Annotated in this window: 24 protein-coding genes, 2 tRNA genes and 1 riboswitch; of the genes, 15 read left to right on the top strand and 11 right to left on the bottom strand. The window is 45.4% G+C overall.

Annotated elements, in window-relative coordinates:
• From VXQ11_RS14015 to tpiA, 4 genes are all read right to left on the bottom strand, one after another.
• Window positions 1-77: transfer RNA gene (locus VXQ11_RS14015), tRNA-Met, on the bottom strand.
• A 53-nt stretch (window positions 78-130) separates the two neighbouring features.
• Window positions 131-215: transfer RNA gene (locus VXQ11_RS14010), tRNA-Leu, on the bottom strand.
• Between the two features lie 53 nt (window positions 216-268).
• The gene (secG, locus tag VXQ11_RS14005; protein WP_064094630.1) at window positions 269-598 is read right to left on the bottom strand and encodes a preprotein translocase subunit SecG; all 330 of its coding nucleotides are present in this window, start codon (window positions 596-598) and stop codon (window positions 269-271) included.
• Between the two features lie 13 nt (window positions 599-611).
• Window positions 612-1,403 (bottom strand): triose-phosphate isomerase, encoded by a 792-nt coding sequence (tpiA, locus tag VXQ11_RS14000; RefSeq protein ID WP_416681618.1) that lies wholly within the window; start codon window positions 1,401-1,403, stop codon window positions 612-614.
• Window positions 1,404-1,680: 277 nt separating this feature from the next.
• Here tpiA and pilB point away from each other — a divergent pair, with 277 nt between their 5' ends.
• From pilB to coaE, 4 genes are read left to right on the top strand one after another with little or no spacing between them, the layout of a single operon-like run.
• Window positions 1,681-3,390, top strand: coding sequence for a type IV-A pilus assembly ATPase PilB (gene pilB / locus VXQ11_RS13995; protein WP_064094632.1), 1,710 nt, complete (start codon window positions 1,681-1,683; stop codon window positions 3,388-3,390).
• Between the two features lie 31 nt (window positions 3,391-3,421).
• Entirely contained in the window at window positions 3,422-4,651 is a 1,230-nt protein-coding gene (locus VXQ11_RS13990) for a type II secretion system F family protein (RefSeq protein WP_416706300.1), read from the top strand.
• Window positions 4,651-5,511, top strand: a complete 861-nt coding sequence (locus VXQ11_RS13985; RefSeq protein WP_064094634.1) for a prepilin peptidase — start codon at window positions 4,651-4,653, stop codon at window positions 5,509-5,511. The genes VXQ11_RS13990 and VXQ11_RS13985 overlap by 1 nt, the downstream gene beginning before the upstream one ends.
• Before the next feature lies 1 nt (window position 5,512).
• Window positions 5,513-6,112, top strand: coding sequence for a dephospho-CoA kinase (coaE, locus tag VXQ11_RS13980; protein ID WP_064102364.1), 600 nt, complete (start codon window positions 5,513-5,515; stop codon window positions 6,110-6,112).
• Between the two features lie 21 nt (window positions 6,113-6,133).
• Here coaE and VXQ11_RS13975 read toward each other — a convergent pair whose 3' ends face one another.
• The 3 genes from VXQ11_RS13975 to VXQ11_RS13965 form a co-directional block, all read right to left on the bottom strand.
• Window positions 6,134-7,057, bottom strand: a complete 924-nt coding sequence (locus VXQ11_RS13975) for a DMT family transporter (protein WP_413772523.1) — start codon at window positions 7,055-7,057, stop codon at window positions 6,134-6,136.
• Window positions 7,058-7,063: 6 nt separating this feature from the next.
• Window positions 7,064-7,813: a 23S rRNA (guanosine(2251)-2'-O)-methyltransferase RlmB gene (gene rlmB / locus VXQ11_RS13970; RefSeq protein ID WP_005101440.1), complete on the bottom strand. Its 750-nt coding sequence runs from the start codon at window positions 7,811-7,813 to the stop codon at window positions 7,064-7,066.
• Window positions 7,814-7,947: 134 nt separating this feature from the next.
• Window positions 7,948-8,271: a pyrimidine/purine nucleoside phosphorylase gene (locus tag VXQ11_RS13965; protein WP_004281089.1), complete on the bottom strand. Its 324-nt coding sequence runs from the start codon at window positions 8,269-8,271 to the stop codon at window positions 7,948-7,950.
• A gap of 441 nt (window positions 8,272-8,712) precedes the next feature.
• Here VXQ11_RS13965 and recN point away from each other — a divergent pair, with 441 nt between their 5' ends.
• From recN to ruvX, 3 genes are all read left to right on the top strand, one after another.
• Window positions 8,713-10,374, top strand: a complete 1,662-nt coding sequence (recN, locus tag VXQ11_RS13960) for a DNA repair protein RecN (protein WP_416706299.1) — start codon at window positions 8,713-8,715, stop codon at window positions 10,372-10,374.
• A gap of 114 nt (window positions 10,375-10,488) precedes the next feature.
• On the top strand, window positions 10,489-11,043 hold the full coding sequence (locus tag VXQ11_RS13955) for a YqgE/AlgH family protein (protein ID WP_064094638.1): 555 nt from the start codon (window positions 10,489-10,491) through the stop codon (window positions 11,041-11,043).
• Entirely contained in the window at window positions 11,036-11,479 is a 444-nt protein-coding gene (gene ruvX / locus VXQ11_RS13950) for a Holliday junction resolvase RuvX (protein ID WP_416706298.1), read from the top strand. Before VXQ11_RS13955 ends, ruvX begins: the two co-directional genes overlap by 8 nt.
• Window positions 11,480-11,539: 60 nt before the next feature.
• On the opposite strand, the gene VXQ11_RS13945 is transcribed toward ruvX, so the two are convergent.
• Window positions 11,540-12,160, bottom strand: a complete 621-nt coding sequence (locus VXQ11_RS13945; RefSeq protein WP_144723576.1) for an alpha-ketoglutarate-dependent dioxygenase AlkB family protein — start codon at window positions 12,158-12,160, stop codon at window positions 11,540-11,542.
• Between the two features lie 159 nt (window positions 12,161-12,319).
• Here VXQ11_RS13945 and VXQ11_RS13940 point away from each other — a divergent pair, with 159 nt between their 5' ends.
• Window positions 12,320-14,122 carry an ABC transporter ATP-binding protein gene (locus VXQ11_RS13940; protein WP_416706297.1) on the top strand — a complete coding sequence of 601 codons (1,803 nt, stop codon included), beginning with the start codon at window positions 12,320-12,322 and terminating at the stop codon, window positions 14,120-14,122.
• Between the two features lie 61 nt (window positions 14,123-14,183).
• On the opposite strand, the gene phoU is transcribed toward VXQ11_RS13940, so the two are convergent.
• Window positions 14,184-14,903 (bottom strand): phosphate signaling complex protein PhoU, encoded by a 720-nt coding sequence (gene phoU / locus VXQ11_RS13935; RefSeq protein ID WP_064094642.1) that lies wholly within the window; start codon window positions 14,901-14,903, stop codon window positions 14,184-14,186.
• 92 nt (window positions 14,904-14,995) lie between these two features.
• Window positions 14,996-16,342 carry a TolC family outer membrane protein gene (locus VXQ11_RS13930; RefSeq protein ID WP_416706296.1) on the bottom strand — a complete coding sequence of 449 codons (1,347 nt, stop codon included), beginning with the start codon at window positions 16,340-16,342 and terminating at the stop codon, window positions 14,996-14,998.
• Window positions 16,343-16,631: 289 nt separating this feature from the next.
• Here VXQ11_RS13930 and VXQ11_RS13925 point away from each other — a divergent pair, with 289 nt between their 5' ends.
• The 7 genes from VXQ11_RS13925 to VXQ11_RS13895 all read left to right on the top strand — a co-directional run bounded on the left by VXQ11_RS13925 (window position 16,632) and on the right by VXQ11_RS13895 (window position 23,387).
• Complete coding sequence (locus VXQ11_RS13925) at window positions 16,632-17,663, top strand: hypothetical protein (protein ID WP_416706295.1); 1,032 nt, start codon at window positions 16,632-16,634, stop codon at window positions 17,661-17,663.
• A gap of 106 nt (window positions 17,664-17,769) precedes the next feature.
• Window positions 17,770-17,902: riboswitch (TPP riboswitch) on the top strand.
• Between the two features lie 88 nt (window positions 17,903-17,990).
• The gene (gene thiC, locus VXQ11_RS13920) at window positions 17,991-19,886 is read left to right on the top strand and encodes a phosphomethylpyrimidine synthase ThiC (RefSeq protein ID WP_416706294.1); all 1,896 of its coding nucleotides are present in this window, start codon (window positions 17,991-17,993) and stop codon (window positions 19,884-19,886) included.
• Between the two features lie 80 nt (window positions 19,887-19,966).
• Window positions 19,967-20,602: an NUDIX domain-containing protein gene (locus tag VXQ11_RS13915; RefSeq protein ID WP_416681644.1), complete on the top strand. Its 636-nt coding sequence runs from the start codon at window positions 19,967-19,969 to the stop codon at window positions 20,600-20,602.
• Window positions 20,599-21,411, top strand: coding sequence for a 3',5'-cyclic-AMP phosphodiesterase (gene cpdA, locus VXQ11_RS13910; protein ID WP_416706293.1), 813 nt, complete (start codon window positions 20,599-20,601; stop codon window positions 21,409-21,411). The genes VXQ11_RS13915 and cpdA overlap by 4 nt, the downstream gene beginning before the upstream one ends.
• Window positions 21,412-21,621: 210 nt before the next feature.
• On the top strand, window positions 21,622-22,149 hold the full coding sequence (gene dksA, locus VXQ11_RS13905; protein ID WP_064094648.1) for an RNA polymerase-binding protein DksA: 528 nt from the start codon (window positions 21,622-21,624) through the stop codon (window positions 22,147-22,149).
• Window positions 22,150-22,151: 2 nt separating this feature from the next.
• Window positions 22,152-23,072: a tRNA glutamyl-Q(34) synthetase GluQRS gene (gene gluQRS, locus VXQ11_RS13900; RefSeq protein ID WP_416706301.1), complete on the top strand. Its 921-nt coding sequence runs from the start codon at window positions 22,152-22,154 to the stop codon at window positions 23,070-23,072.
• 54 nt (window positions 23,073-23,126) lie between these two features.
• Window positions 23,127-23,387, top strand: a complete 261-nt coding sequence (locus VXQ11_RS13895; protein WP_416706292.1) for a zinc ribbon domain-containing protein — start codon at window positions 23,127-23,129, stop codon at window positions 23,385-23,387.
• Here VXQ11_RS13895 and ftsW read toward each other — a convergent pair.
• On the bottom strand, window positions 23,376-24,572 hold the full coding sequence (ftsW, locus tag VXQ11_RS13890) for a putative lipid II flippase FtsW (protein ID WP_064102355.1): 1,197 nt from the start codon (window positions 24,570-24,572) through the stop codon (window positions 23,376-23,378). The two genes, VXQ11_RS13895 and ftsW, sit on opposite strands and share 12 nt — an antisense overlap.
• Window positions 24,573-24,592 lie beyond the last annotated feature (20 nt).

Here is a 24,592-nt window from a genome sequence, read left to right as displayed (position 1 = left end):
TGGTAGCGGGAGCTGGATTTGAACCAACGACCTTCGGGTTATGAGCCCGACGAGCTACCAGACTGCTCCATCCCGCATCAATAGAAGTTTTTCAGCTGCATACACCAACTTAAATTTCTGGATTATAAGTTGGTGCGGAAGGGGGGACTTGAACCCCCACGCCCGAAAGCACTACCACCTCAAGGTAGCGTGTCTACCAATTCCACCACCACCGCAGCTGTGACGCATTCTAGTCGCATCACTCAAAAAAAGAAAGGACTAATTAAAACTATTCGGCCGTTTTTGGTGCAGTTGGTGAAGTTTCAACCGGTTGTACCGGCGCAGTCGGTGCGGACTGGACTGATGACAAACTATACGCATTTGTTGTTTGCTTCTTGGCAAGAACCGCCAAAGTCAGACTGGTTACGAAAAACAGCGCAGTAAAAATCGCAGTCAAGCGGGTCATGAAATTCCCCGAACCTGATGCTCCGAATACTGTTGCTGCACCGCCGCCACCGAAAGAGGCACCAGCATCTGCACCTTTACCATGCTGAACCAAAATCAAGACAATCATCAAAACAGCTAAGATAATATGTACTACCAGCACAAAAGTTTGCATGCCGAACTCCTAATTATTGTGTATTTGCAAATGCCTGAGCAATTTTATGGAATGACTCAGCATTGAGTGATGCACCACCGACCAATGCCCCGTTGATATCCGGGCAGGCTGCTAACTCTACTGCATTTTCCGGCTTGACACTACCACCATATAAAATCGCCATAGTCTCGCCATAGCCCGTAATCTGGCTTAAGCCTTGACGGATTTGTGCATGCATGGCTTGCGCATCTTCAGGAGAAGCAGTTTTACCGGTTCCAATTGCCCAGATCGGTTCATAGGCAATCACGACATTTTTCCACTGATCAGCATCCACCACAGCTGCAATATCACAAATCTGCTGCAATACTACTGCTTCTGCCTGTCCGGCTTCACGTTGTTCCAGACTTTCACCTACACAATAAATTACCGTCAAACCAGCACTTAAAGCATGCTTGATTTTAGCATTTAAAATGTCAGTATTTTCCGCAAATATTTCCCGGCGCTCAGAATGACCTACCAGTACATACTGGATTTGGCTGTCTGCGAGTAATTCAGCACTAACTTCACCGGTGTAGGCGCCCATTCCTGAAATACGTGAAACATCTTGCGCTACAGTGTAAATAGGACGAGAAGCGGATGACAGTTCTGCCTGAATCTGGCTTAACGCAATAGCCATCGGCGCCACACCCAGATGACATTTACCCTCAGAGATTGGTGCTGTTTCCAGTAAACTCTTAAGACCACGCACCAAGCTCAATGCCTCTGCCTGCACCGGATTCATTTTCCAGTTACCTATCACCCAAGGGGTAATCGTCGAAACCGACATAATTAACCTATTTCATTTACATATTTTCAATTGGGCACATTCTACACGGAATTGGAAAATTAAAAGAATAGTTTTCTTATCACTCATTCTAGGTTTAGACTATCCAAAATGGTTATTTTTTGTTATCACTTAAAAAAATAGGGACTTCTTCTAACCAGTTCATAGTTTTACTGGATATGAGGAAGGTGGCAGCACTCTTTGCTATGGCATTTTTACGTAACAAACGTATAATTTTAATATAGTAATTAAAAAAATTTGATGAGTAGGCATTTATAGCATGACAGCTTTACAGGGGTCGCCGAGATTTACCGGATTTATTCGTCGTTTGGTCGAGGAAGGCGTAATCTCGGCTGAAGATATGCGCAGTGCTTTGGCGCATGCCAAGCAGGAAAAAATAGATATTGTGGCCGAGCTGATTAACCAGCAACAGCTTTCTCCCACCGTCATTGCCGAAACGATTTCAGTCGAATTCGGAGAACCGCTATTTGATATCAGTGTTTATGACCCTGCTCAAATCCTGCGGGATATCATTGACGAGAAGCTGATTACCAAGCATCGCATCCTGCCAATTTTTAAAAATTCCAGTATTTTATATATTGCCATCAGTAACCCGACCAATATTGAAGCAATTGATGCGGTCCGTTTTTCCACCAAACTCAACATTGAAACCATTATTGTTGAACACAATAAACTTGAAAAACTGATCGAGCAGAATTTTACCGAAGAAAGCACTTTTGAATTCGATGAAGACTTTGATCTGGATGTTGATGTCGAATCTGCTGATCCGAATAAAGAAGAGGATGACAGTAACAAGGGTGAAGAAGCACCGATTGTCAAATATATTAATAAATTGCTGATTGATGCGATCCGTATGGGCGCTTCAGATCTACACTTTGAACCTTATGAAAAAATCTATCGGGTACGTTACCGGGTCGATGGTGTTCTACGTCAGATTGCAACCCCGCCCTTACAGCTGGCAAACCGCCTGTCTTCACGTCTTAAGGTTATGTCGCAAATGGACATTTCAGAAAAACGGGTACCGCAAGATGGCCGAATCAAACTAAAATTATCCAAAAACAAAGCCATTGATTTCCGTGTCAACTCTCTCCCTACCCTGTTTGGCGAGAAGCTGGTACTGCGTATTCTGGATCCATCCAGCGCGATGCTGGGGATTGATGCTCTGGGTTATGAACCGGAACAAAAAGAACTGTTTATGCAGGCGCTGGACAAACCGCAAGGGATGCTGCTGATCACCGGCCCGACGGGTTCCGGTAAAACAGTTTCTCTTTATACTGGTCTGAATATCCTAAACCGTGAAGATACCAATATTTCGACAGCGGAAGATCCGGTCGAGATTAACCTGCAAGGGATTAATCAGGTCAACGTGAATAATAAAGTCGGCCTGACCTTCTCTGCCGCACTGAAGTCCTTCTTACGTCAAGACCCGGACATCGTAATGGTCGGTGAGATCCGGGATCTGGAAACTGCCGAGATTGCGATTAAAGCGGCGCAGACCGGTCATATGGTGATGTCAACGCTGCATACCAATAGTGCGCCTGAGACTTTAACCCGTTTACGCAATATGGGGGTGCCTTCTTTCAATATTGCCACTTCAGTCAACCTGGTTATTGCACAACGGTTGGCGCGTCGTTTATGTTCACAATGTAAAAAACCTGCCGATATTCCGAAACAAAGCTTACTGGAGATGGGTTTTACCGAAATCGACTTGCAGCAACCTGAGTTCCAAATTTATGAACCGGTGGGCTGCAATGAATGTCGCGAAGGCTATAAGGGTCGTGTGGGTATTTATGAAGTTATGAAAGTAACACCCGAAATTTCCAGAATTATTATGGAGGACGGCAATGCACTTGAAATTGCCGATGCTTCCGCACGTGCAGGTTTTAACAATTTACGCCGGTCAGGTTTAGTCAAGGTGATGCAGGGGGTGACTTCTTTACAGGAAGTCAATCGTGTCACCAGCGAATGATCAGGCGCTGATCTAAAATAAGGATAAAGGTATGGCAGCAGTAAAGAAAGGCCAGATGATGCCAATCTTCAGCTATGAAGGAATTGATCGTAAAGGGGCAAAGATCAAGGGGGAATTGCCAGCAAAAAATATGGCTCTGGCCAAGGTCACCCTTCGGAAACAAGGCATCAGCATAAAAACCATTCGGGAAAAGAAAAAAAATATCCTTGAAGGCTTGATGAAGAAAAAAGTCTCGACACTGGATATTACAATTTTTACCCGACAGTTGGCGACCATGATGAAAGCCGGGGTGCCGCTGGTACAAGGCTTTGAAATTGTCGCAGAAGGTCTGGAAAATCCATCCATGCGCGAAGTTGTACTGGGAATTAAAGGGGAAGTCGAAGGGGGTAACACTTTCGCTGGAGCACTACGTAAATATCCTCAATACTTCGATAAATTATTCTGTTCGCTGGTGGAATCAGGCGAGCAGTCCGGTGCGCTAGAAACCATGCTTGATCGTGTTGCGATTTACAAAGAAAAAAGCGAACTGCTCAAGCAAAAAATCAAAAAAGCGATGAAGTATCCGGCTTCGGTAGTCGTGGTTGCGTTGATCGTTACCATTATTCTGATGGTCAAAGTGGTCCCGGTTTTCCAGGAATTATTTTCTTCATTTGGTGCTGATCTGCCCGCTTTTACCAAGATGGTGGTCAATATGTCGGACTGGATGCAAAAATATTGGTTCCTGCTGATTATTGCCATTGGAGCCATCATTACTGCTTTTCTTGAAGCCAAAAAACGTAGCAAGAAATTCTGCGATTTTCTGGATAAAGCGGCGCTCAAGGCACCGATTTTTGGTGATCTGGTATATAAAGCGATTATTGCCCGTTATAGTCGTACTTTGGCCACCACTTTTGCAGCTGGTGTGCCCTTGATTGATGCACTGGAATCTACTGCGGGCGCAACCAATAACGTCGTATATGAAGATGCTGTGATGAAAATTCGTGAAGATGTTGCCACAGGCCAACAGCTGCAGTTTGCTATGCGGGTCACCAACAAGTTTCCTTCCATGGCCATCCAAATGGTCGCAATTGGTGAAGAGTCAGGTGCGCTAGATGCCATGCTAGACAAAGTAGCTACGCATTATGAAAATGAAGTCGACAATGCAGTGGACGGCTTAACTTCGATGATGGAGCCGTTAATTATGGCTGTTCTCGGTGTGCTTGTCGGTGGTCTGGTGATTGCCATGTACCTTCCAATTTTCCAAATGGGTTCTGTGGTTTAATGCAAGATCTTATTCAATATTTTATTCAAAACCCAACGGCGTTGTATATCGCAGTTGGGCTTTTTAGTTTATGTATCGGCAGTTTTCTGAATGTAGTGATTTACCGCACGCCCAAGATGATGGAACAGGAATGGCGTACTGATTGCCAGATGTTCCTGCATCCGGAACAGCCGGTGATTGATGAAGTGAAATTAAGTTTAAGCAAACCCGCTTCGACTTGTCCTAAATGTCATCAGCCAATCCGCTGGTACCAGAATATCCCCGTTATCAGCTGGCTGGTCCTGCGCGGAAAATGTAGCAACTGCCAGAATCCCATTAGTATCCGCTATCCATTTGTTGAAATTCTGACGGCAGTTTGTGCACTGCTTGTCGTAGCAGTATTTGGCCCTACCCTACAAATGCTGTTTGGTCTGATCCTGACTTATGTACTGATTGCGCTAACCTTTATTGATTTTGACACCCAGCTATTACCTGACCGTTATACCCTGCCCTTGGCTGCACTAGGTCTGGGGTTAAATAGTTATGCACTCTATACCTCCCCAAGCTCTGCCATCTGGGGCTATATCATTGGTTTTCTGTGTCTATGGATAGTGTATTACCTGTTTAAAATCATCACCGGTAAAGAAGGCATGGGTTATGGCGATTTTAAATTACTAGCGGCTTTGGGTGCCTGGATGGGTCCATTATTACTGCCTTTAATTGTGTTGCTGTCTTCCCTAGTAGGTGCGATTATCGGTATCATTCTGCTAAAAGTCCGCAAGGAAAATCAGCCTTTTGCTTTTGGTCCCTATATTGCGATTGCCGGCTGGATTGCTTTTCTTTGGGGTGAACAAATTATGAAAGTGTATTTAGGTCAATAAATTGAAATTTGTACTCGGTTTAACCGGTGGGATTGGCAGTGGCAAGTCTGCTGCCAGTCAGTGGTTTGAAGCACAAGGGATCACGGTAGTCGATGCCGATGTGGTAGCACGTGAAGTGGTTGAAATCGGGCAGCCTGCACTTACCCAGATTCAGCAGGCTTTTGGCGATTGGGTACTGCTTGCCGATGGCTCACTGAATCGGCGTGCCTTGCGTGAATATATCTTCCAGTCTCCTGAAGCACGCAAGACCCTGGAAAGTATTACCCATCCAGCAATTCGCACTTCCATTATCCAGCAACTACATGCTGCGCAAAGTCCCTATGCCATTCTGGTTTCACCACTACTATTTGAGACCAATCAGCACGAACTCACCCAGCATACCTTGCTGATTGATGCCACCATCGAACTGCAAATTGAGCGAGCCTCACAACGTGATGGCCAGAATATCGAACAAATTCGCAATATCATTGCCGCACAAATGTCCCGCGAACAAAAGCAGACCATGGCCGATGATATTGTCCTAAATGATGGTCATCTGGATCATCTCTATGCTCATCTCAGACTATTACATCAAAAATATTTAAACATGGCAGCCAGCTGAAGCATAAAAAAAGCAGTCTGATTAAGACTGCTTTTTTTGTTCTGCCAATTTTCGGCTCAGACTGTCCTGATGCTGTAACCAGCGCCACGGCTGTAAGGCCCCAACTGCCATACCCATCAGGCCACAGACCATGGCCAGACTTAAAGTTTCATTTAATAAAGGTACAGCCAGAATTGCCGCAATAAAAGGTGCAAGATTGGTAATACTGCCTGCCTTAAATGCACCAAGACGCTTGATGGCTTCTACATAGCTTAAAGTGGCAATAATCACCACAAATATGCCGTGAAAAATGGTCTGAAACAGTAAATGCTTGGGTTCAGGCACACTCAAATTTTTCGGTAAAAATAGCAGATAAATCGGCACATATATCACTGCCGACCAGATCGCGACCCCACACATTGCCTGCCATGCAGTTAGCTGATATTTACGCAATAAAACGGTAAAAATCGCCCAAAGTATGGCACTGATAAAAAACAGCCCGTCCCCTGCCCCAAAGGCCACACCAGTTTCCCGATACATCAGCATACTCATGAGGCATAGTACTACGATCATAATGATCAGGCTGGCCCAGGTATGTTTATCAAAAGCCTGCCCCATCAGAAAAAAAGCCATAATCGCGGTACAGATCGGAATACAGCCATTCAAGAAAATTGCAGCATGGGCGGTAGGTGCGTAGTGAAAAGCACTATAGGCAAACAGGCAATAAATCACCCCGCCAATCATCGCTAAAATAAAAGGCTCTTTTTTCAGTAAAAAAGCGGCCTCTTTACGATAAAGCAAGATCGGCATCAGAATCAGGAATGCCAGAGAAAAACGCAAGGCCACGATATCCCAGGCACTGATCTGCCAAAGCGCATTCAGGCGGGCCGTTAAGGTAAAACCGCCCCAGATGCACATGGTAACAACTAAAAAAACATAGCCTTGCGTACGGTCTGACAATGTCATCATCAATTAAAGGTTACGCTGACGGCAGGCTTCATACAGCGCCATACCTGTAGCCACACTGACATTCAGACTTTGCAGATTGCCTGCCATCGGAATATACACGGTCTGATCACATTGGCTTTGCGTGATTGGACGCAGGCCAGTATCTTCCGCACCCATCACCACACAGACGCCGGTACCGGTGAAATCAAAATTCTGGATCGGTAGTGCTTTTTCATCCAGCATGGTACCGACCACACGAACATTAAAATCTTCTTTGATTTGACCCAAAGTACGCGCCAGATTGGTCACCTGAATGAATTTGACTTTGTCCGCACCACCTGCAGCCACTTTACGTGCTGTCGGAGTTAGGGTGGCTGAACGATCACGTGGCGCAATCACTGCCTCAACGCCCATTGCAGCGGCCGTACGGATACAGGCACCGAGATTATGCGGATCGGTAATATGATCAAGAGCCAATAACAACGCTTGAGGATTTGCGCTCAACAGTGATTCAAGATCTTTTTCATTCAGTGTCGGATGTGCACGTACCGCAGCGACCACGCCTTGGTGAAACGGCTGGCCGGCCAATTTTTCCAGTTTGTCACGGCTGGCTTGCTGCACACTGATTCCAAACGGTTCAGCCAGTTCCAGTACACGCTTTAAACGCTGATCATCGCGTCCTTTGAGAGTGAATAATGTCAAGACACGTTCAGGCTCAAGCTCTAACAATGACTCCACTGAATGTACGCCATAAAAATATTCAGGTTTTGCCATGAACGACCTCTAGATTAGTTATATACAAAAGAAAAATCCCGTAAAGCTGACTTCACAGGATTTCTGTAGCTGATTAGTTTAACCGATTCGCACTGAAATTTCTTGCCCGGTTTACACTGATCTTGAATCTGGACTTAACCTTCAAAATGGCAGACATAGTCCAGCACATCATCGGTTTCGATTTTAAAACGGCTATTGCCCGGTACATAGAAAGACTGACCGGCACGGAACAGCTCACTTTCTTCGCTATCGCCAATCTGAACACGGCATTCACCTGAAACAATTTCCATGCGCTCAGGAACATGTGTTTCAAAGGTCAAGGCATTTTCTGATGGCAGAATGACACCCAACGTTTTCTTGGTCCCGTCTTCAAATTGTACAATGTGACTAATACACAACCCGCCGAAATATACATTAGATTTTTTAAGTACCGATACATGATCAAACTGAGCTGACATGCGATTTCTCCAGATAAAGCATTTTGTAATATTTTGATTGCTGTAGTTTAAATGTGCACCCTCAACTAATCAATCGAAGTTTATCGACGTCGATAAAATATTCTGTATCGCTGAATCCCTTTTAGTTGCAGCATGTTTTGGCCTGTATTTTGCTGGCATATCGGCTTCAGTTTCGACTTAACCACCTTCTGCTGAAATAATTTTATTTCAACTATTAGCTTAGAGAACATTGATGGCAAAAATATGAAAATCAGCAATGAATTAACATACTTCTGAGTCAGCTTGTTGCGAAAATACAGTGAAATAAGCATATATGAATCTTTAAAATTTAAGATAGAATGAAATTGATTCGTCCTGATTTATAATAATCCCAGCCATGTTGCGACCCCCAATCCGACATCAGGCTATTTCAATCAAACTTTTCGCAGCCCGGATGCGTTTATGCTGACACATTTAACTCTGATCAATTTTGCTTTAGCTGAGCATCTTGCTATTGATATTGATAAAGGTTTTAACGTTTTAACCGGTGAAACCGGTGTAGGTAAATCCCTGTTACTAGATGCATTGTCTGCCTGTCTGGGTGAGCGAACCGATACCAATTATGTGCGTTATGGTACGGAAAAGGCAGATGTCACCGCCAGCTTCAGCTATCAGGAACACAGTCCTGAAGCAGCCTGGTTGAAAGAGCATGAACTGGATGATGAATCAGGTGAAATTCATTTGCGTCGGGTAATTTTTGCTACCGGCCGCAGCAAGGCCTGGATCAATGGACGTCCGAGCAGCCTGTCAGAGTTGAAAGAAATTGGGCGTCTGCTGGTTCAACTTTATAGCCAGCATAGCCAGCAGCAACTTCTGGAACCACCTTATCCAAAACACTGGCTGGATCGCTATAGCAATTTTTATGCACCAGCTCAGGAAGTGCGGGACGCTTATAGCACCTGGCAGAAAAATATTCGTCAGCATCAGGCAGCGCTAGATGCACAAGCGAACCGTAAGCAGCGCATGGAAACCTTGGAACTGCAGCTAGAAGAACTGGAAGAAATTGTTCAGACGGATTATCAGGAGATTGAACAGGAATTTGACCGGCTTTCCCATCATGAAGCGATCATGCAGGACTGTGTCTATAGCCTGAATAGTCTGGATGAAGGCGAACAGAATATTTCCCAAGAACTGGCTTCCATTCTACGTCGCATGGAATCACATGCCGGTCGTAGCGAACAGCTTTCCCAGATTCATACTTCTTTACTAAATGCCCAGAGTGAACTCGAAGATGCAACGGCAACATTACGCCAGTTTATGGATCGGCAGAGTTTTGATCCGGAACGTATGGAAGAACTGAATTCAACGCTGGAAATTTTCCATCGTTTGGCGCGCAAATATCGCACCCAGCCGGAATTACTAAAAGAAGAATATGAGGCCTGGCAGCTTGAACTTGAACAGCTACAGCAACTGGAAGATCCGGAAACCTTGGCTGAGCAGGTCGAAGTCTCTTATCAGGAGTTCCTGCACAAAGCCCAGCATCTAGACCAGATCCGTCGTGATGCGGCTAAGCCACTCGCTAAAAAACTGACTGAACAGGTTAAACAGCTGGCTCTGCCTGAAGCGCATTTTGAGTTTAAATTTGAGCCTCTGGAGCATCCGTCCAGTGAAGGTCTGAGCTTTATACAGCTGCTTTTCACGGCCAATAAAGGCATTCCGGCTCAGCCGCTGGCTCGCGTTGCATCAGGCGGTGAATTGTCGCGTATTGCGCTGGTGATGCAAGTCATGAATGCGGAAAAAACCGAAGCCGAAGTTCTGGTCTTTGACGAAATTGATGTCGGGATCAGTGGCGGTACTGCAGAAATTGTCGGACGTTTACTGGCCGGTCTGGGCCAGCATGTACAGATTTTGTGTATCACCCATCAGGCACAGGTGGCAGCACAGTCTGATCATCATTTGCTGGTGAAAAAACAGCAGACCGATCCTGCCAGCAGCACCATTATCAATCTTGAAGAAAATAATATTATTCAGGAACTTGCAAGAATGACAGGGGGTATGGAAATTAGTGAAACGACTTTACAGCATGCCCGTCAGTTACGTCAGCTGAAATTTCAGCAGGCTTAAAACTTTACAATCCGGACAAATAAAATTTGGTGAATCCAAAAAGCTCGAGTAACGTAGCAATTAGGATCATTGGATTTCTCTGCGAAGAAATTAATTTTAAGGAGAACTGCTCAGGTGACCAAACAGTTTCTGACACATCGTTGTCTGATTGCACCGCCGCATGCGAATAATGATTTTTTTGCCCGGACGGTCATTTATCTCGCGCGTCATGATGAAGATGGTGCTCAAGGCATCATTATCAATCGACCTGCCGGCATTCAAATTAAAGAATTGCTGAATGATCTTGATATTGAGGCAGACAACGTCAATCCGCATGAAGTATTGCAAGGTGGCCCTTTACGTCCCGAGGCCGGCTTTGTCTTGCATACTGGCCAGCCAACCTGGCATTCCTCCATTGCAGTCGGAGAGAATGTCTGCATCACGACATCCAAAGATATTCTGGATGCGATTGCACATAACGAAGGGGTCGGTCGCTATCAGATTGCCCTTGGTTATGCCAGCTGGGGCAAGCATCAACTGGAAGAAGAAATTGCCCGTGGTGACTGGCTGATATGCGATTCCGATATGGATCTGATTTTTAACTTACCTTATAACGACCGTTGGGATGCTGCCTATAAAAAAATGGGCGTAGACCGCAACTGGTTATCTTCCGAGATTGGACATGCCTGATGTAAACGCGCCACAAACGATTATGGCGTTTGATTTTGGTACACAAAAAATGGGAATGGCTGTCGGTCAATCCCTGATTGCAAGTACCCATCCCTTAGCTTTATTTCCCATGAAAGATGGGATCCCCAACTGGGATGAACTGCTTAAAATCGTAAAAAGCCATCAACCGGGCTTATTTCTGGTGGGTTTGCCACTGAACATGGATGATAGTGAATCTGAACTGTCGACACGGGCGAGAAAATTTGCCCGTCGTTTACGTCATCAGACCAATATTGAAACCTGGATGGTGGATGAACGTTTGACCACCCGTGAAGCACGCGATGAACTAGATCATTATCAGGCGCAAGGTCGTGGCAAAAAAATGTCTGCGGACAGTATTGCAGCTGCCCTATTGATTGAAAGCTGGTATCGACATCCTGCCGGAATCACACCTTAATTTACTTTGAAAGTTTAAAAAAAGTATCCTTTGGGGTACTTTTTTATGACTGAATGCCACCTAAGGATAAAAATAACGAAAAGTCAGATTAATTCTAGGTTGCAGCACTTTAGTGGTTTTACGGATACAGTGCTTCCAGTATTGCTGAGTCTGTCCACGCATTACAATCAATTGACCACTCTGCAACAGCAGATCGACTGTTGCCTGCTCGGTTTTATGTTTAAAGCTCATCTTGCGGGTGGCACCCAGACTGAGCGAAGCAATAATATTTTCTCGGGATGTTCCCACATATAACGCAGCTTCATCATCACTGTGCCAGCCCAGACCTTGCGAACCATCTTCATATAAATTGGCCAGACAGGAATTAAACGAATGACCAACCAGCTTTTCAATATGCTGTTTTAACCGGAACAGACCCGGTGTCCAGATCTGAGCCTGCTTAAAACTTCCAGAGTAGTGATACTGATAGTGTTCATCACCATACCACACCACTTTGCGTCCCGTAATATAATGCTTGCCAAATAAATTCACTTCGTCCGGCTGCCAGACCAGATGAGCCAAAAAATGCTGTAAATATTGCTGGCTCTGCTTTTCATCCAAAATCTGGCCATAATCCTCCACGACCCCATCAAAGGGTAATAAATTGGCTTGAGCTTCGGGCGCAAAAAGATCCAAAGTCATTTTAACAGATGGCCTAAAAGTACGATATTTGCTAAAAATCTTGGGACTTAAGCTGAAAAATTACAATTCGGTTTCACAAATAAATACAACATTTGCTCTTGTCGCCATTTTTATTCCTGCCTAGACTGAGTTCAACTTTGACAATAAAAATAATTACTTATGAACTTATGGCAGCTGTTTTTAAAACTTCGTCCCTTTGTACGTCCTTATCGGCTGCTGGTAATTGCCACCCTGATTTTAACCCTGATCGGCTCCTTTACTGCACAGGTCAATGCGCTGACCCTGCAATACGCTGTCGACAGCATCAATGCCCTGCTGGAAAAGGGCCAAGGACTGGAGCAAGGCTGGCATATTCTGATCACGATTTCGGCGATTTTGCTCGGCAAAGAAATTATCAATGCCTTTGTTCAGTTCGGGCAGAAGTTCTATGGAGAGAAACTGCGGATTTTTGTGTCTCAGGATCTGGCTCAAGGCATCATTGAAAAGTTTTTAAAATACCGGCTGGCTTTTTTTAATCAGGACAATAATCAGGCCGGAAAACTACAAACCCGGATTGACCGTGGCATCAGCTCCCTCACCCGGCTGGTACAGATTTTCTTTATTGATATTTTACCGCTGTTTACCAGTGCAATTGTGGCATTGGGCCTGATGTATTACGCCAATATCTATGTAGGTCTGGTGGCCACTGCCATTGTCCCGATCTATTTCTGGCTGACCTACAAACAGGCGCAGAAACTGGGGGGCTGGCGTCGTAGTCTGCGAGATGGCCGGGAGAAAAAGAGTCAGGGCATTCTCAGCATCATCAACTCGATTACGGTCATTAAATCTTTTAACCGGGAATCGATTGAATCGGAAAAGCAGCTCAACTTGCAGCGCGAACTGACCGAAAACCAGATGAAAACCCGTCAAACTAGCTTCCTGTTCGATGGCCTAAAAACCTTTATTGAACAGATCGGCATTGTACTGATTATTATTTTGACCTCCTATTTTGTACTGGATGGCCAGATGAGTATTGGCATGATTATGTACCATGTACTGCTCTTTAATAATGTCTCTGCCCCGATTCGCTCTCTGCACCGGATTTATGATGAAGTAAATGATGCCATGATCTATTCGGAGAGCTTTTTCAAGATTCTGGAAGCCGATGATGAAATTGAACCAAGTGGCCAGCAAACACCACCCGTAAAAGGCCGGTTTGAGCTGTGTGGGGTGAATTTTTATTATCCAAATGGCCATCATGCCCTGAAAGATATCAATATGGAGATCCGGCCCAATACGATTACAGCATTGGTCGGCTTATCTGGTGCCGGAAAATCAACCTTGATCAGCCTGCTGGATAAATTTTATGAACCGCAGCAGGGCCAGATCAAACTGGATGGCATTGATTTAAAAGACTATGACACCCAGTATCTGCGTGATCATATCGGGCTGGTACTACAGAAAAACCATATTTTCCAAGGCACGGTTTTTGACAATATCCTTTATGGAAAAACCAATGCCAGCAGGGAGGAAGTCATCGCTGCGGCCAAAAAAGCCTCGATTCACGAACAGATTTTGCAGTTGCCGGATGGCTATGATTCCGATGCACTGCAGCTTTCTGGCGGACAGCAACAGCGGATCGCCATTGCGCGGATGTTCCTGAAAAACCCGCCCATCATTTTTCTGGATGAACCAACTGCCAGCCTGGATGCGATTGCAACAGAACAGATCAAACAGAGTCTGGACCAGATCAAGCAAGGTCGTACCGTAGTCATCATTTCACATAGCCTGTCGCAAATCATTGATGCGGACTATACCTATGTGATGAAAGAAGGTTGTATTGCCGAACACGGTGAACATGATGCACTTTATCATCAGGATGGCGTGTATAAGGAAATTTTTGATGCGATGGCCAAAAGTCTGAATATTGAAAAAATTGCCAAGACTTTTGAAGATGATGCAGAAGAAGAAACCCATAGCTAGCTTTTCTATCCTCATCAAAAAAACCTCCAGTACGGAGGTTTTTTATTTGAATTGGGGAGATTTAACGCTGCACTCTCTGTTCAATTTCTTCAACGCTGGTATGGCGCACATCAAAACCTTTGACCATATAAATGACCTGTTCCGAAATATTCCGGGCATGATCACCAATTCTTTCTAGCGAACGCAGTACCCATAAGACATTGATGACACGAGTGATATGCCGCGGGTCTTCAATCATATAAGTCATGAGCGTACGTGTCGCCGACTGATATTCACGGTCAATATCTGCATCTGCCAACATGACTTTCAGCGCCTGATCTACATCCAGACGCGCAAAAGCATCCAGTGCATCATGAATCATCACCCGCACCTGGTTGCCGATATGCCGGGTTTCCATATAACCGCGCGGTGAACCCCCTTCTTCACACAAGCTTTGTGCAATCCGGCCTATTTTTGAAGCTTCATCTCCGATCCGCTCCAGATCGGTATTGGCTTTCGACATGGCAATTACCATGCGCAGGTCAATCGCAGCAGGATGACGGCGCGCCAGAATCAGGGTCAGCGCTTCATCGATTTCACGCTCCATCTGATTTACGACATTGTCCTGGAACTGCACGTCTATTGCCATTGAAACATCTGTATCCAATAAGGCATGAATGGCGTTGGCTACCTGCTGTTCTACCAGTCCGCCCATTGTCATAAATTTGGTATTGACGTCCTGCAATTCATCATTAAATTGCGAAGAAATGTGATGAGTTAATACAGGATTATTTGGACACAAGGAAAGCTACTCCTGAACGGCAGAGAAAAAATGATCAATAATAAATCATATTAAAGCATATCTATGATGAAAGTTTGATGACAATCGTGATGCTATAGAGGCTGCGATGGATCATATTCAATCAGCCAGGCATTCAGCGCTGCCAGTTCCTTTTCAGTCAACTGCCCGACCGAGGCCTGCAATTGCAGGACATGTAGCAGATAATCATATTTGGCATTCAGATAATCGGTCTTGGCAGAAAAGGCATTGCGCTGGGCCAGCAACACATCAACCATGGTCTTTAACCCTTCGTCATATTGTGCTCTGGATGCCCGCGAGACAACTTCCGATGATTCCATCGCAGCTTGACGTGCATTCAGCTTGGCCTGATCGGTTTCTACCTGCATGAAGGACTGCTTTACATCAGCATTGGCTTTACGGATCGCAGCCTCCAGCTGGGCTTCACTTTTTTGTACATTTATGCCTGCCTGACGAATACTTTTTTGCGTGCGTCCCCCGGTATATAGATTCCAGTTCACTTCAACGCCAATCTGGTCAAAATCGCCGTTGCTGGACATAATCGTTTCCGGTGACTGTTTGAGATAGCCATAGGTGCCTACGGCTTCGACCTGAGGATATAACGCAGCCTGTTCGACGCGTTTGGCATCTTCAGAATATCGTCTTTGCAGACGTGCCTGCAGAATTTCCAGATTCTGGTTTTGCGCCAAATCTATCCAGGACTGCATATTGCTCGGAACCGGTTTCTGGAACTGAAAGTCGTTGCGTAATACTGCCAGATTTTCCCGATAAGGCCCAATTAACCGAGCCAGCTGCTCTTGAGCCAGAACCAGCTGGACCTGAGTTGAAATCCGGTTGGCCTGGGCACTTTGATACTGGGCATTGGCCTCACTCACATCACTACGGGCTACCAGACCTTCTTTCAGTTTGGCATTCATCATTCGTAGCTGTTCAGATAAAGCCTGTTCTTCCTGCAAATATGCTGTGGTCAAAGACTGCTGCCGCAAGACATTAAAATAAGCTTCAGCCACCTGTAAAATATGCTGCTGTTTTTGCAGCTGTAAATTTACTTCACTCAGTTCGACCGAGGTTTTGACCTGTTTATAGCCTTGCCAGGCATCCCAGCGGAATAAAGGCTGGCGTGCAGTGAGCGCGAGCTGACGAGTCGTGGTGCTGGAAGTCACCAAGCTGGAAAATTGGGGATCGGCAGGCGCATCCGTGGACTGGTTTTTACGGATCACATTTCCTGAAAGGGTAATGGTCGGCAGCAAGTTGCCGCTAGCAATCCCCAGATTGAGCTGATCTGCCTGATACTGCAATACATTCGCCTGCCAGGTTGGATCATTTTGCTGGGCACGTGCATAGGCTTCTTGCAAATCCAAAGCAAAAACCGACGGGCTGCTCATCAATAAACTAGCCACGACAACGAGTTTTAGTTTCATTTTATAGTATTAATCCCCAACCGCGATTCAAAGCAAAAAATTGCTGGCGCTTTAAGCCAAATTATACTAAAGATATCTTTTGAATTTTTACGTATGATTTTTATTAATTTTTTAATATAAAGATCAATTTTTATCCATCATTCATTCAATTTCTGCCCAGCCCTATCGGCAATGTAACAAAGCAATTCACAATACTAAACATAGTATTTTAATTTGATCTATACAATATCTTCCTACAAGGCCGTTATTTTCTGAATTCACCTATACAGAGTCCTGAAGCATAGTGTTAATGCCATTCCAGTCGATATTCAAAGCCTGTTTAGTTTCTGGCGGTGTGCTGTTTTTAGGAGGTTGCCAACAGCCCTCTGACCCACAGATCCAGATTGAACAGACTGAAGCCAAACAAAAGCAAAGTCCAGTCAATGACTTTAGCCTCATGTGCCAGAATATTGAAAAAAATATGTCCCAGATTAATGACCAGCGCACCACATTCGCATTGGAACAGATTAATCAGGATCTTAAAGTGTGCCTGCCGTTGATGGATCTGGCGGAGCAGAAGCATCTGATGCTGCGTTCTACCGAAATGTATCAGCGCTTTTTAAAGGTAGACCGTACCGAGTTCCAGCAACGCGCTTTCGAGCAGTATGCACTGGAAATGGCACAGCATCCGACCATTCAGCAAGCTCATTTTCAACAGCTTACTCCACGGGACCAGTATCTGTTAAAGCATAAAAATCAGGCTTATGTAGAACTGCTCGACTTAGGCAATGGCAATTTGCAATATCGACGTAGTCCGGAATATCTGGCCCGTATTTTTGCTCCGTATCTACCGGCTGCCGAAAAAGCCTTTATTGAAAATCTGGCAGAACAGAATAAGGACCCGGTACTGGTTGAAAAACGCCTGCAGATTGAAGCACCTGAAATTGCAGCTCGTAGTCTTTTCTGGGAAGACTATCTCAAGACTTATCCCAACAGCAGCTATAAACGCGATGCCGAATATCTGCTCAAGCAATATACCTATTTCCTGTTTAGAGGTACCGAACAGTCACCAGTTTCGGAAGACTATCGCGACCGTTATGCTGTGGATACCAGCCACCTGGAAACGATCATCGGGCTGGCAAACGGCCAGAAATCGAAGCTGTCTACACAGGCACGTCTATTCTTAGAGTTTCTGGACATGAATCCGGAACAGCGTCAGCAAGCCTTGCCTGCAGACTATAGAAACCGTTCAGCAACAGAACAGATTCTGTACTATGCCCAGATCAGTCCGCCCTCACAAAAATACGATAAAGACTGTTTTACCGATGCCATCTGCATCTAGTTCATCAGTGATAGATTCAGTTCATTTGACAAGGTCTGAATCACTCCTTGCTTAAAGTTGAGAGATTTAAACCTGTTTATTCTACCTAAACTGAGCTAAGCTTTAGCCTCGCTTGACGGAGCGCGAGTAAATCCTCGCTGAGATCATGTGATTCCTTTTATCGTTATCAGGAATTGAGCATGAGTACCGTTGAACCTGATCAGGTTAATACCTGCGTAGGAATCAAGCCAGCTAAAAACCCAGCCCTTGCTTTATCTGTTCAGGATAAATCTGCCTACGTTTTTGGTCGTGCTTGATTCGTTGATGTCATTCATAAGGATCATAGCCATGAACCAGTTAACGAATCTTTCTTCTGAAACTACCCTCTCCGCTCATGAACAGGAAGCCCAGGATCTAACGCGGATTCTGCCCGCTTCACGTAAAGTCTATCTGCAAGGTTCCCGTCCTGATATTCAGGTACCGATGCGGGAGATTTCCTTAAGTGAAACCCCAACCAGTCTGGGTGGCGAACATAATCCGCCCTTAATAGTATATGACACCTCTGGTGTGTATACCGATCCCAATGTGACGATTGACCTAAACAAAGGTCTGCCGAATGTGCGTGAAAGCTGGATTGAACAGCGCAACGATAGCGAAATTCTGGATCAGCTCAGTTCTGAATTTGGCCGCCAGCGTTTACGCGATATCCGTACCGCCGCAATCCGTTTCGCGCATATCCAGAAACCTCGCAAAGCCAAGCGTGGCTGTAACATCACCCAGATGCATTATGCCAAGCAAGGCATCATCACACCGGAAATGGAATACATCGCCATTCGTGAAAACCTGCGCCAACTCGATGGTGTCGATATGCGTCAGCATGCCGGACAGAATTTCGGTGCAAAAAACCTGACTGAAATTACGCCAGAATTCGTGCGTCAGGAAGTCGCAGCAGGACGCGCAATTATTCCAGCCAATATCAATCATCCGGAACTGGAACCGATGATTATCGGGCGTAATTTTCTGGTCAAAATCAATGCCAATATTGGTAATTCTGCACTCGGTTCAAGTATCGAAGAAGAAGTCTCGAAAATGACCTGGGCGACGCGCTGGGGTGCAGATACCATTATGGATCTTTCGACCGGCCAGAATATTCATGAAACCCGGGAATGGATTATCCGCAACTCTCCTGTACCGATCGGAACCGTACCGATTTATCAGGCACTGGAAAAAGTCAATGGTGTGGCCGAAGACCTGACTTGGGAGATCTTTAAAGACACCCTGATTGAACAGGCTGAACAAGGTGTGGATTACTTTACCATTCATGCCGGCGTGCTTTTAAGATATGTACCGCTGACTGCCAACCGTTTGACCGGTATCGTCTCGCGTGGCGGTTCGATCATGGCGCAGTGGTGTCTGGCACATCATCAGGAGAATTTCCTGTATACCCATTTCGATGAAATCTGCGAAATCATGAAAGCCTATGATGTGTCTTTTAGTCTCGGCGATGGTTTGCGTCCGGGTTGTGTGCAGGATGCCAATGACGAAGCGCAGTTTGCCGAACTTCGAACCTTGGGCGAACTGACCCACCGTGCCTGGGAACATGATGTACAGGTAATGATTGAAGGTCCGGGCCATGTCCCGATGCATATGATCAAGGAAAACATGGACCTGCAACTGGAGGTCTGTAAGGAAGCTCCATTTTATACCTTGGGACCACTCACCACCGATATCGCACCGGGTTATGATCATATTACTTCGGCAATAGGAGCCGCGATGATTGGCTGGTATGGTACCGCAATGCTGTGTTATGTCACCCCTAAGGAGCATTTAGGTTTACCCAATAAAAAGGATGTCAAAGACGGCATTATTACCTACAAGATTGCCGCGCATGCAGCCGATCTGGCCAAAGGTCACCCGGGTGCGCAAGCTCGGGACAACGCCCTGTCCAAGGCGCGTTTTGAATTCCGCTGGGAAGACCAGTTCAACTTGAGTTTGGATCCGGACACAGCACGCAGCATGCACGATGAAACCATGCCGAAAGCCGCACATAAATCGGCACATTTCTGCTCCATGTGCGGACCGAAGTTCTGTTCAATGAAGATTAGCCAGAATGTTCGGGATTATGCCAGTCAACAGGCTACTCCTGGTCAGCCGGCCACATCTCAAGCCGAAATAGAAGCAGGTATGGACCAGATGAAAGCCAGCTTCCATAATTCCGGCCAAAATTTATATCACAAACTTTAAAACTTTAAAAAAAACAGTTGTCTTCAAAAAAAACTCAGATAGGATGAAAATAAATCAATTTCTTCATTCTATCTGAGCATATGAATATTATTAAACAGGCCTCTTATAATAAAAAAGACTTTCACATAGAGGCACGTGAGTTCTTGTACCGGGGATTTATCCAGGTGGAAAAAGTCAGCCTGAAACATCGTTTATTTAATCAGGAAACATCGACTCCTGTTTTGCAACGCGAGCTGATTCACCGGCCAGAAGCCGCAGGGGTGCTGATGTATAATCACCAACAGCAGAAATTCGGCCTGATTGAACAGTTCCGGATTGGTGGACTGGACGATGTTGACTCTCCATGGCAACTCGAAGTAATTGCTGGTGTTCTGGATGGAGACGAAGCACCTGAAACGTGTATCCGCCGTGAGGCACTCGAAGAATCAGGCTGTACACTGGATGAGTTACAGCATATTTTCAGCTTCTATCCTTCAGCAGGTGCCTGTTCCGAGCTGTTCCATTTATATGTGGCCCAGACCGAATTGCCTGAACAGGGCGGTATTTTTGGCATGCCGGATGAAGGGGAAAATATCCAGCTGCATATTCTGGATTATGCCGATATTCCCGTATTGCTCACCAATGGCCGCTTAAAAAATGCACCTGTTATTATGGCCTTGCAATGGTTACAGCAAGATATTCATACTGCAGGAATCTGTCTAAGGGGAAAGACATGAGTTTCAAGCAGTCGAGCATCAACACACAGCCAGATTGGACCATTATCCAGATTTCTGATACTCATCTGATGGATCGGGAAGGACTGGAATTTGCCCGGATGAATCCCGAGCAGAGTTTTCATGAAGTGATGCAGCATATTCAGCAGCGCTTTCCCCAAATGGATGCACTGATTCATACCGGTGATCTGGCACAGGTTCCGGTCGAAAGCACTTATCAGCGATATCTGGAATATATCCGGTCTTTAAACGTGCCACATTACCAGATTCCGGGCAATCATGATGACACTCGGGTCTTCCCTTTTTACCAGAATATCAATCAGGCGCATGCAATTCATTTTGGTACCTGGACCATGATCCTGTTAAATAGTGCCGTTCAAGGCAAGGTCGATGGCTGGGTGGAACAGGACCAGCTCGACCAATTGGATCAATTATTGCTTGAATTCAAGCATCAGCATGTCATCGTTGCTTGCCATCATCATCCTTTTGCGATGAAATCGCACTGGATTGATCAGCACCGGCTCAAAAATGCTGAAGATTTAAAAGATGTACTGGCTCGACATCAGAATATCAAACTGGTTCTGTTTGGTCATGTGCATCAGGATTCCTGCAACGAATGGCACGGTATCTACTTTTTATCTACACCATCCACCAGTGTGCAGTTCAAACCTGAGAGTGAAGATTTTGCGCTGGATCAGGCTGCACCGGGCTATCGTGTATTACATTTGCAACAAAATGGCGAGTTTGATACTTATATAGAACGGGTGGCACTGAGCCAGCAAAATATTAATACCGAAATTTCAGGTTATTAACTTTCCAATTTGTTTTTTTTGCATTACTTTATTGCAACCCAAGGAAATGTGATATGCATAGTCCATACATCAAAGACTATCAATAAGCATAAAAAGTCTATATGATGACGGCCCCCACAGGAGGATAATCCTTCTACAGGGTGGATAAAAATTGCATATCACCATATTTTTTGCGTAGCAATCATACGCATATGATGAGGAATGCCCTAAATGGCGAATGACAACCAAAATCAAGTCTTAGACAATCAAACTGAAGTTGTAGAAGAGAAAGCTGCAAAGCGCGTACGTAAATCTAAACCTAAAACGACTGATGGTGGTTCTACTGCTAGCTTATTTGGTATTGAACCTTATCAACCTAAAAAAAATGAAGAATATATGTCTGAAGGTCAGCTTCAGCATTTCCGCGAAATCTTGCTGGCCTGGAAAGCTGAACTGATGTCAGAAGTGGATCGTACTTTAAATACGATGCAAGACGAAAATACCGCTCTTCCAGATGTCAACGACCGTGCGACTCAGGAAGAAGAGTTTGCGATTGAGTTACGTACCCGTGACCGTGAGCGTAAACTGATTCGTAAAATTGAACAGTCGATCGAAGCGATCCAGAATGATGACTATGGTTTCTGTGAAACCTGTGGTATCGAGATTGGTCTGCGTCGTTTAGAAGCACGTCCAACGGCTACTTTATGTATTGACTGCAAAACCCTTGCAGAGATCAAAGAGAAGCAAAATAACGGTTAATGATGCTGTTGAATAATCCTCCCCTAACCCCTCCTTTAAAAAAGGAGGGGGACAATAGGATGGCTTATGTGGGTCGGTTCGCGCCATCGCCAACCGGCCCTTTGCATTTTGGCTCCCTCATTACCGCAGTTGCCAGTTACTGCGATGCCAAAGCCCATCATGGCAAATGGCTGGTCCGGATTGAAGACACCGATATTCCTCGCATTTATCCCGGCAGCGAAGATCATATCCTGCGTGCCGTGGATGCCTTTCAGCTTGAACCTGATGCCGAAATCATTTTCCAGAAAGACCGTTTAGATATTTACGAAGACGTCATCCAGCAATTACGTCAGCAAGGCCTGGTCTATGCCTGTCAATGTACCCGTAAAATGCTCGGTTCCAACCATATCTATCAGGATACCTGCCGCAACTTGGGTCTGGCTTTTGAGCATCAGGCCATCCGTTTAAAAGTTGAAGATGTTGAAATCTGTTTTGAAGACCGGCTGCAAGGTCGGCACTGTTCAGAACTGAAAAAAGATCTGGGCGATTTTGTCTTAAAACGTCGTGACGGGATTATTAATTATCAGCTGGCGGTAGTGGTCGATGACTATCTGCAAGGCATGACTCATGTGGTACGTGGGGCTGACCTTTTAGATAATACTGAACGGCAAATCTATCTGGGGCAGCTACTCGGTTATCCGCGTCTAAGCTATATGCATCTGCCGCTGGCAATGAATGATCAGGGGCAAAAACTGTCAAAACAGAATCTGGCCCAGGCACTGGATTTGACTCAGGCGCCACAATTATTAAAACAGGCACTTCAGGCTTTGCATCAGGCTGAAGTTGATTTAGATGCTCCACAGAGGATGCTGCAACAGGCAGTGGCGCAATGGGATATCGACCGGATTCCACATACAACTGAGCTACAAGGTCACTATTTATAAAAACAGCTTTTCACTTAAGCTAAAAATAACAACGAAAGCGAGAGAGGATTAAAAATGTTTTTTATTTTTGGTATTGGCCCTAAAACCAAAACAATTGAAAAAAGCCAGTTTCTGTGTCCAGTCTGCCGGACCCGTTCCGCTTATGAACTCAAACAGCAACGTCATTATTTTTCTTTATTTTTTATACCTTTGATTCCACTTTCCAAGCCTAAAACTGCTTTTGTGACCTGTTCCAATTGTGGAACCACAATGCCGAGCACAGTGCTTGACCATGCTCAGCCAGAGCCGGGACGAAATTCCAATCTAGAAGCTTGACTCTTCCCGGCTTGGATTGACCTGGCGTGTGGTTGAATCAATCTTCAGGATCAGACTGATCATGACTGCACAGATAATCAGGGATGAACCGCCATAACTGATAAATGGCAGCGTCAAACCCTTGGTCGGTAACATGCCCATATTCATGCCGGCATTTACCAGAATCTGTAACAGGAAAATGATACTGATGCCATAGGCCAGATAGCCGGCACGCAAATATTGATGCTGCAAGGCGCGATGCCCGATACGGATACAACAGACCAGCATGGTAAAGGACAAGATCAGGATGGTCGAAATGCCTAAAAAGCCAAATTCCTCACCCAAAATTGCCAGCATGAAATCGGTATGCGCCTCAGGCAAATAAGACATTTTCTGGATACTATGCCCCAAGCCTACCCCTGCCCATTCGCCACGGCCAAAGGCCATCAGGGCATTGGAGAGCTGATAACCAGTGCCTAGTGGATCTTCCCAAGGATTCGAGAAAGACAGCAGACGTTGCAGACGATACGGTTCCAACAGAATCGCGGCAGCAAAAGCTCCGACCAGGGTCATGAAGGCCACACCGAACTGAATCCAAGGTGCGCCTGCCAGAAAGAACACGCCAAGCATGGTTAAGGTAATTACCACAGTTGCACCCAGGTCTGGCTCGAGAATAATCAAACCGACGGTAGCACCCATGATGGCACTTAAACGGACCAGACCCTTGATATTATTGCGTACTTCTTCCGCACGGCGTACCACGTAGTCTGCGGTAAAAATTGCCATCATCACTTTAGCGACTTCCGAAGCCTGCAAGGTAAAACCAGCGACCCGGATCCAGCGCTTGGAACCATTGACTTCCGTCCCGACAAATAGCACGGCCACCAAAAGTACGATGGTAATAATCCACAAAAAGAAAGTGTTATTAAACCAGACTTTTAAGGGGATTTTATAAGCCAGAAAAGCTGCTACGGCAGCGACAAAAATCGAAATACCGTGCCGGCTAATATAGTGAAACGGATTTTCATGCATACGTTCTGCATAGGGCATCGAGGCAGACGCCACCATGATCGAACCGATACAGAGCAAAGCCAATACACAGAAAATCAGCACATTTCGTGGATTCAGCTCAGCAGGTAATCGAGGCACCCACTGCGTATAAAATTGATTTAATTTATTGATCGTAGTCTGAGCAAACCCAGCCATATCACGAATCCTTGTTATTC

Source organism: Acinetobacter sp. 197, assembly GCF_048148385.1.
Lineage (GTDB): Bacteria > Pseudomonadota > Gammaproteobacteria > Pseudomonadales > Moraxellaceae > Acinetobacter > Acinetobacter pecorum.
Note: the sequence above shows the minus strand (reverse complement) of the source record. Positions and strands in the feature narration are given on the sequence as shown.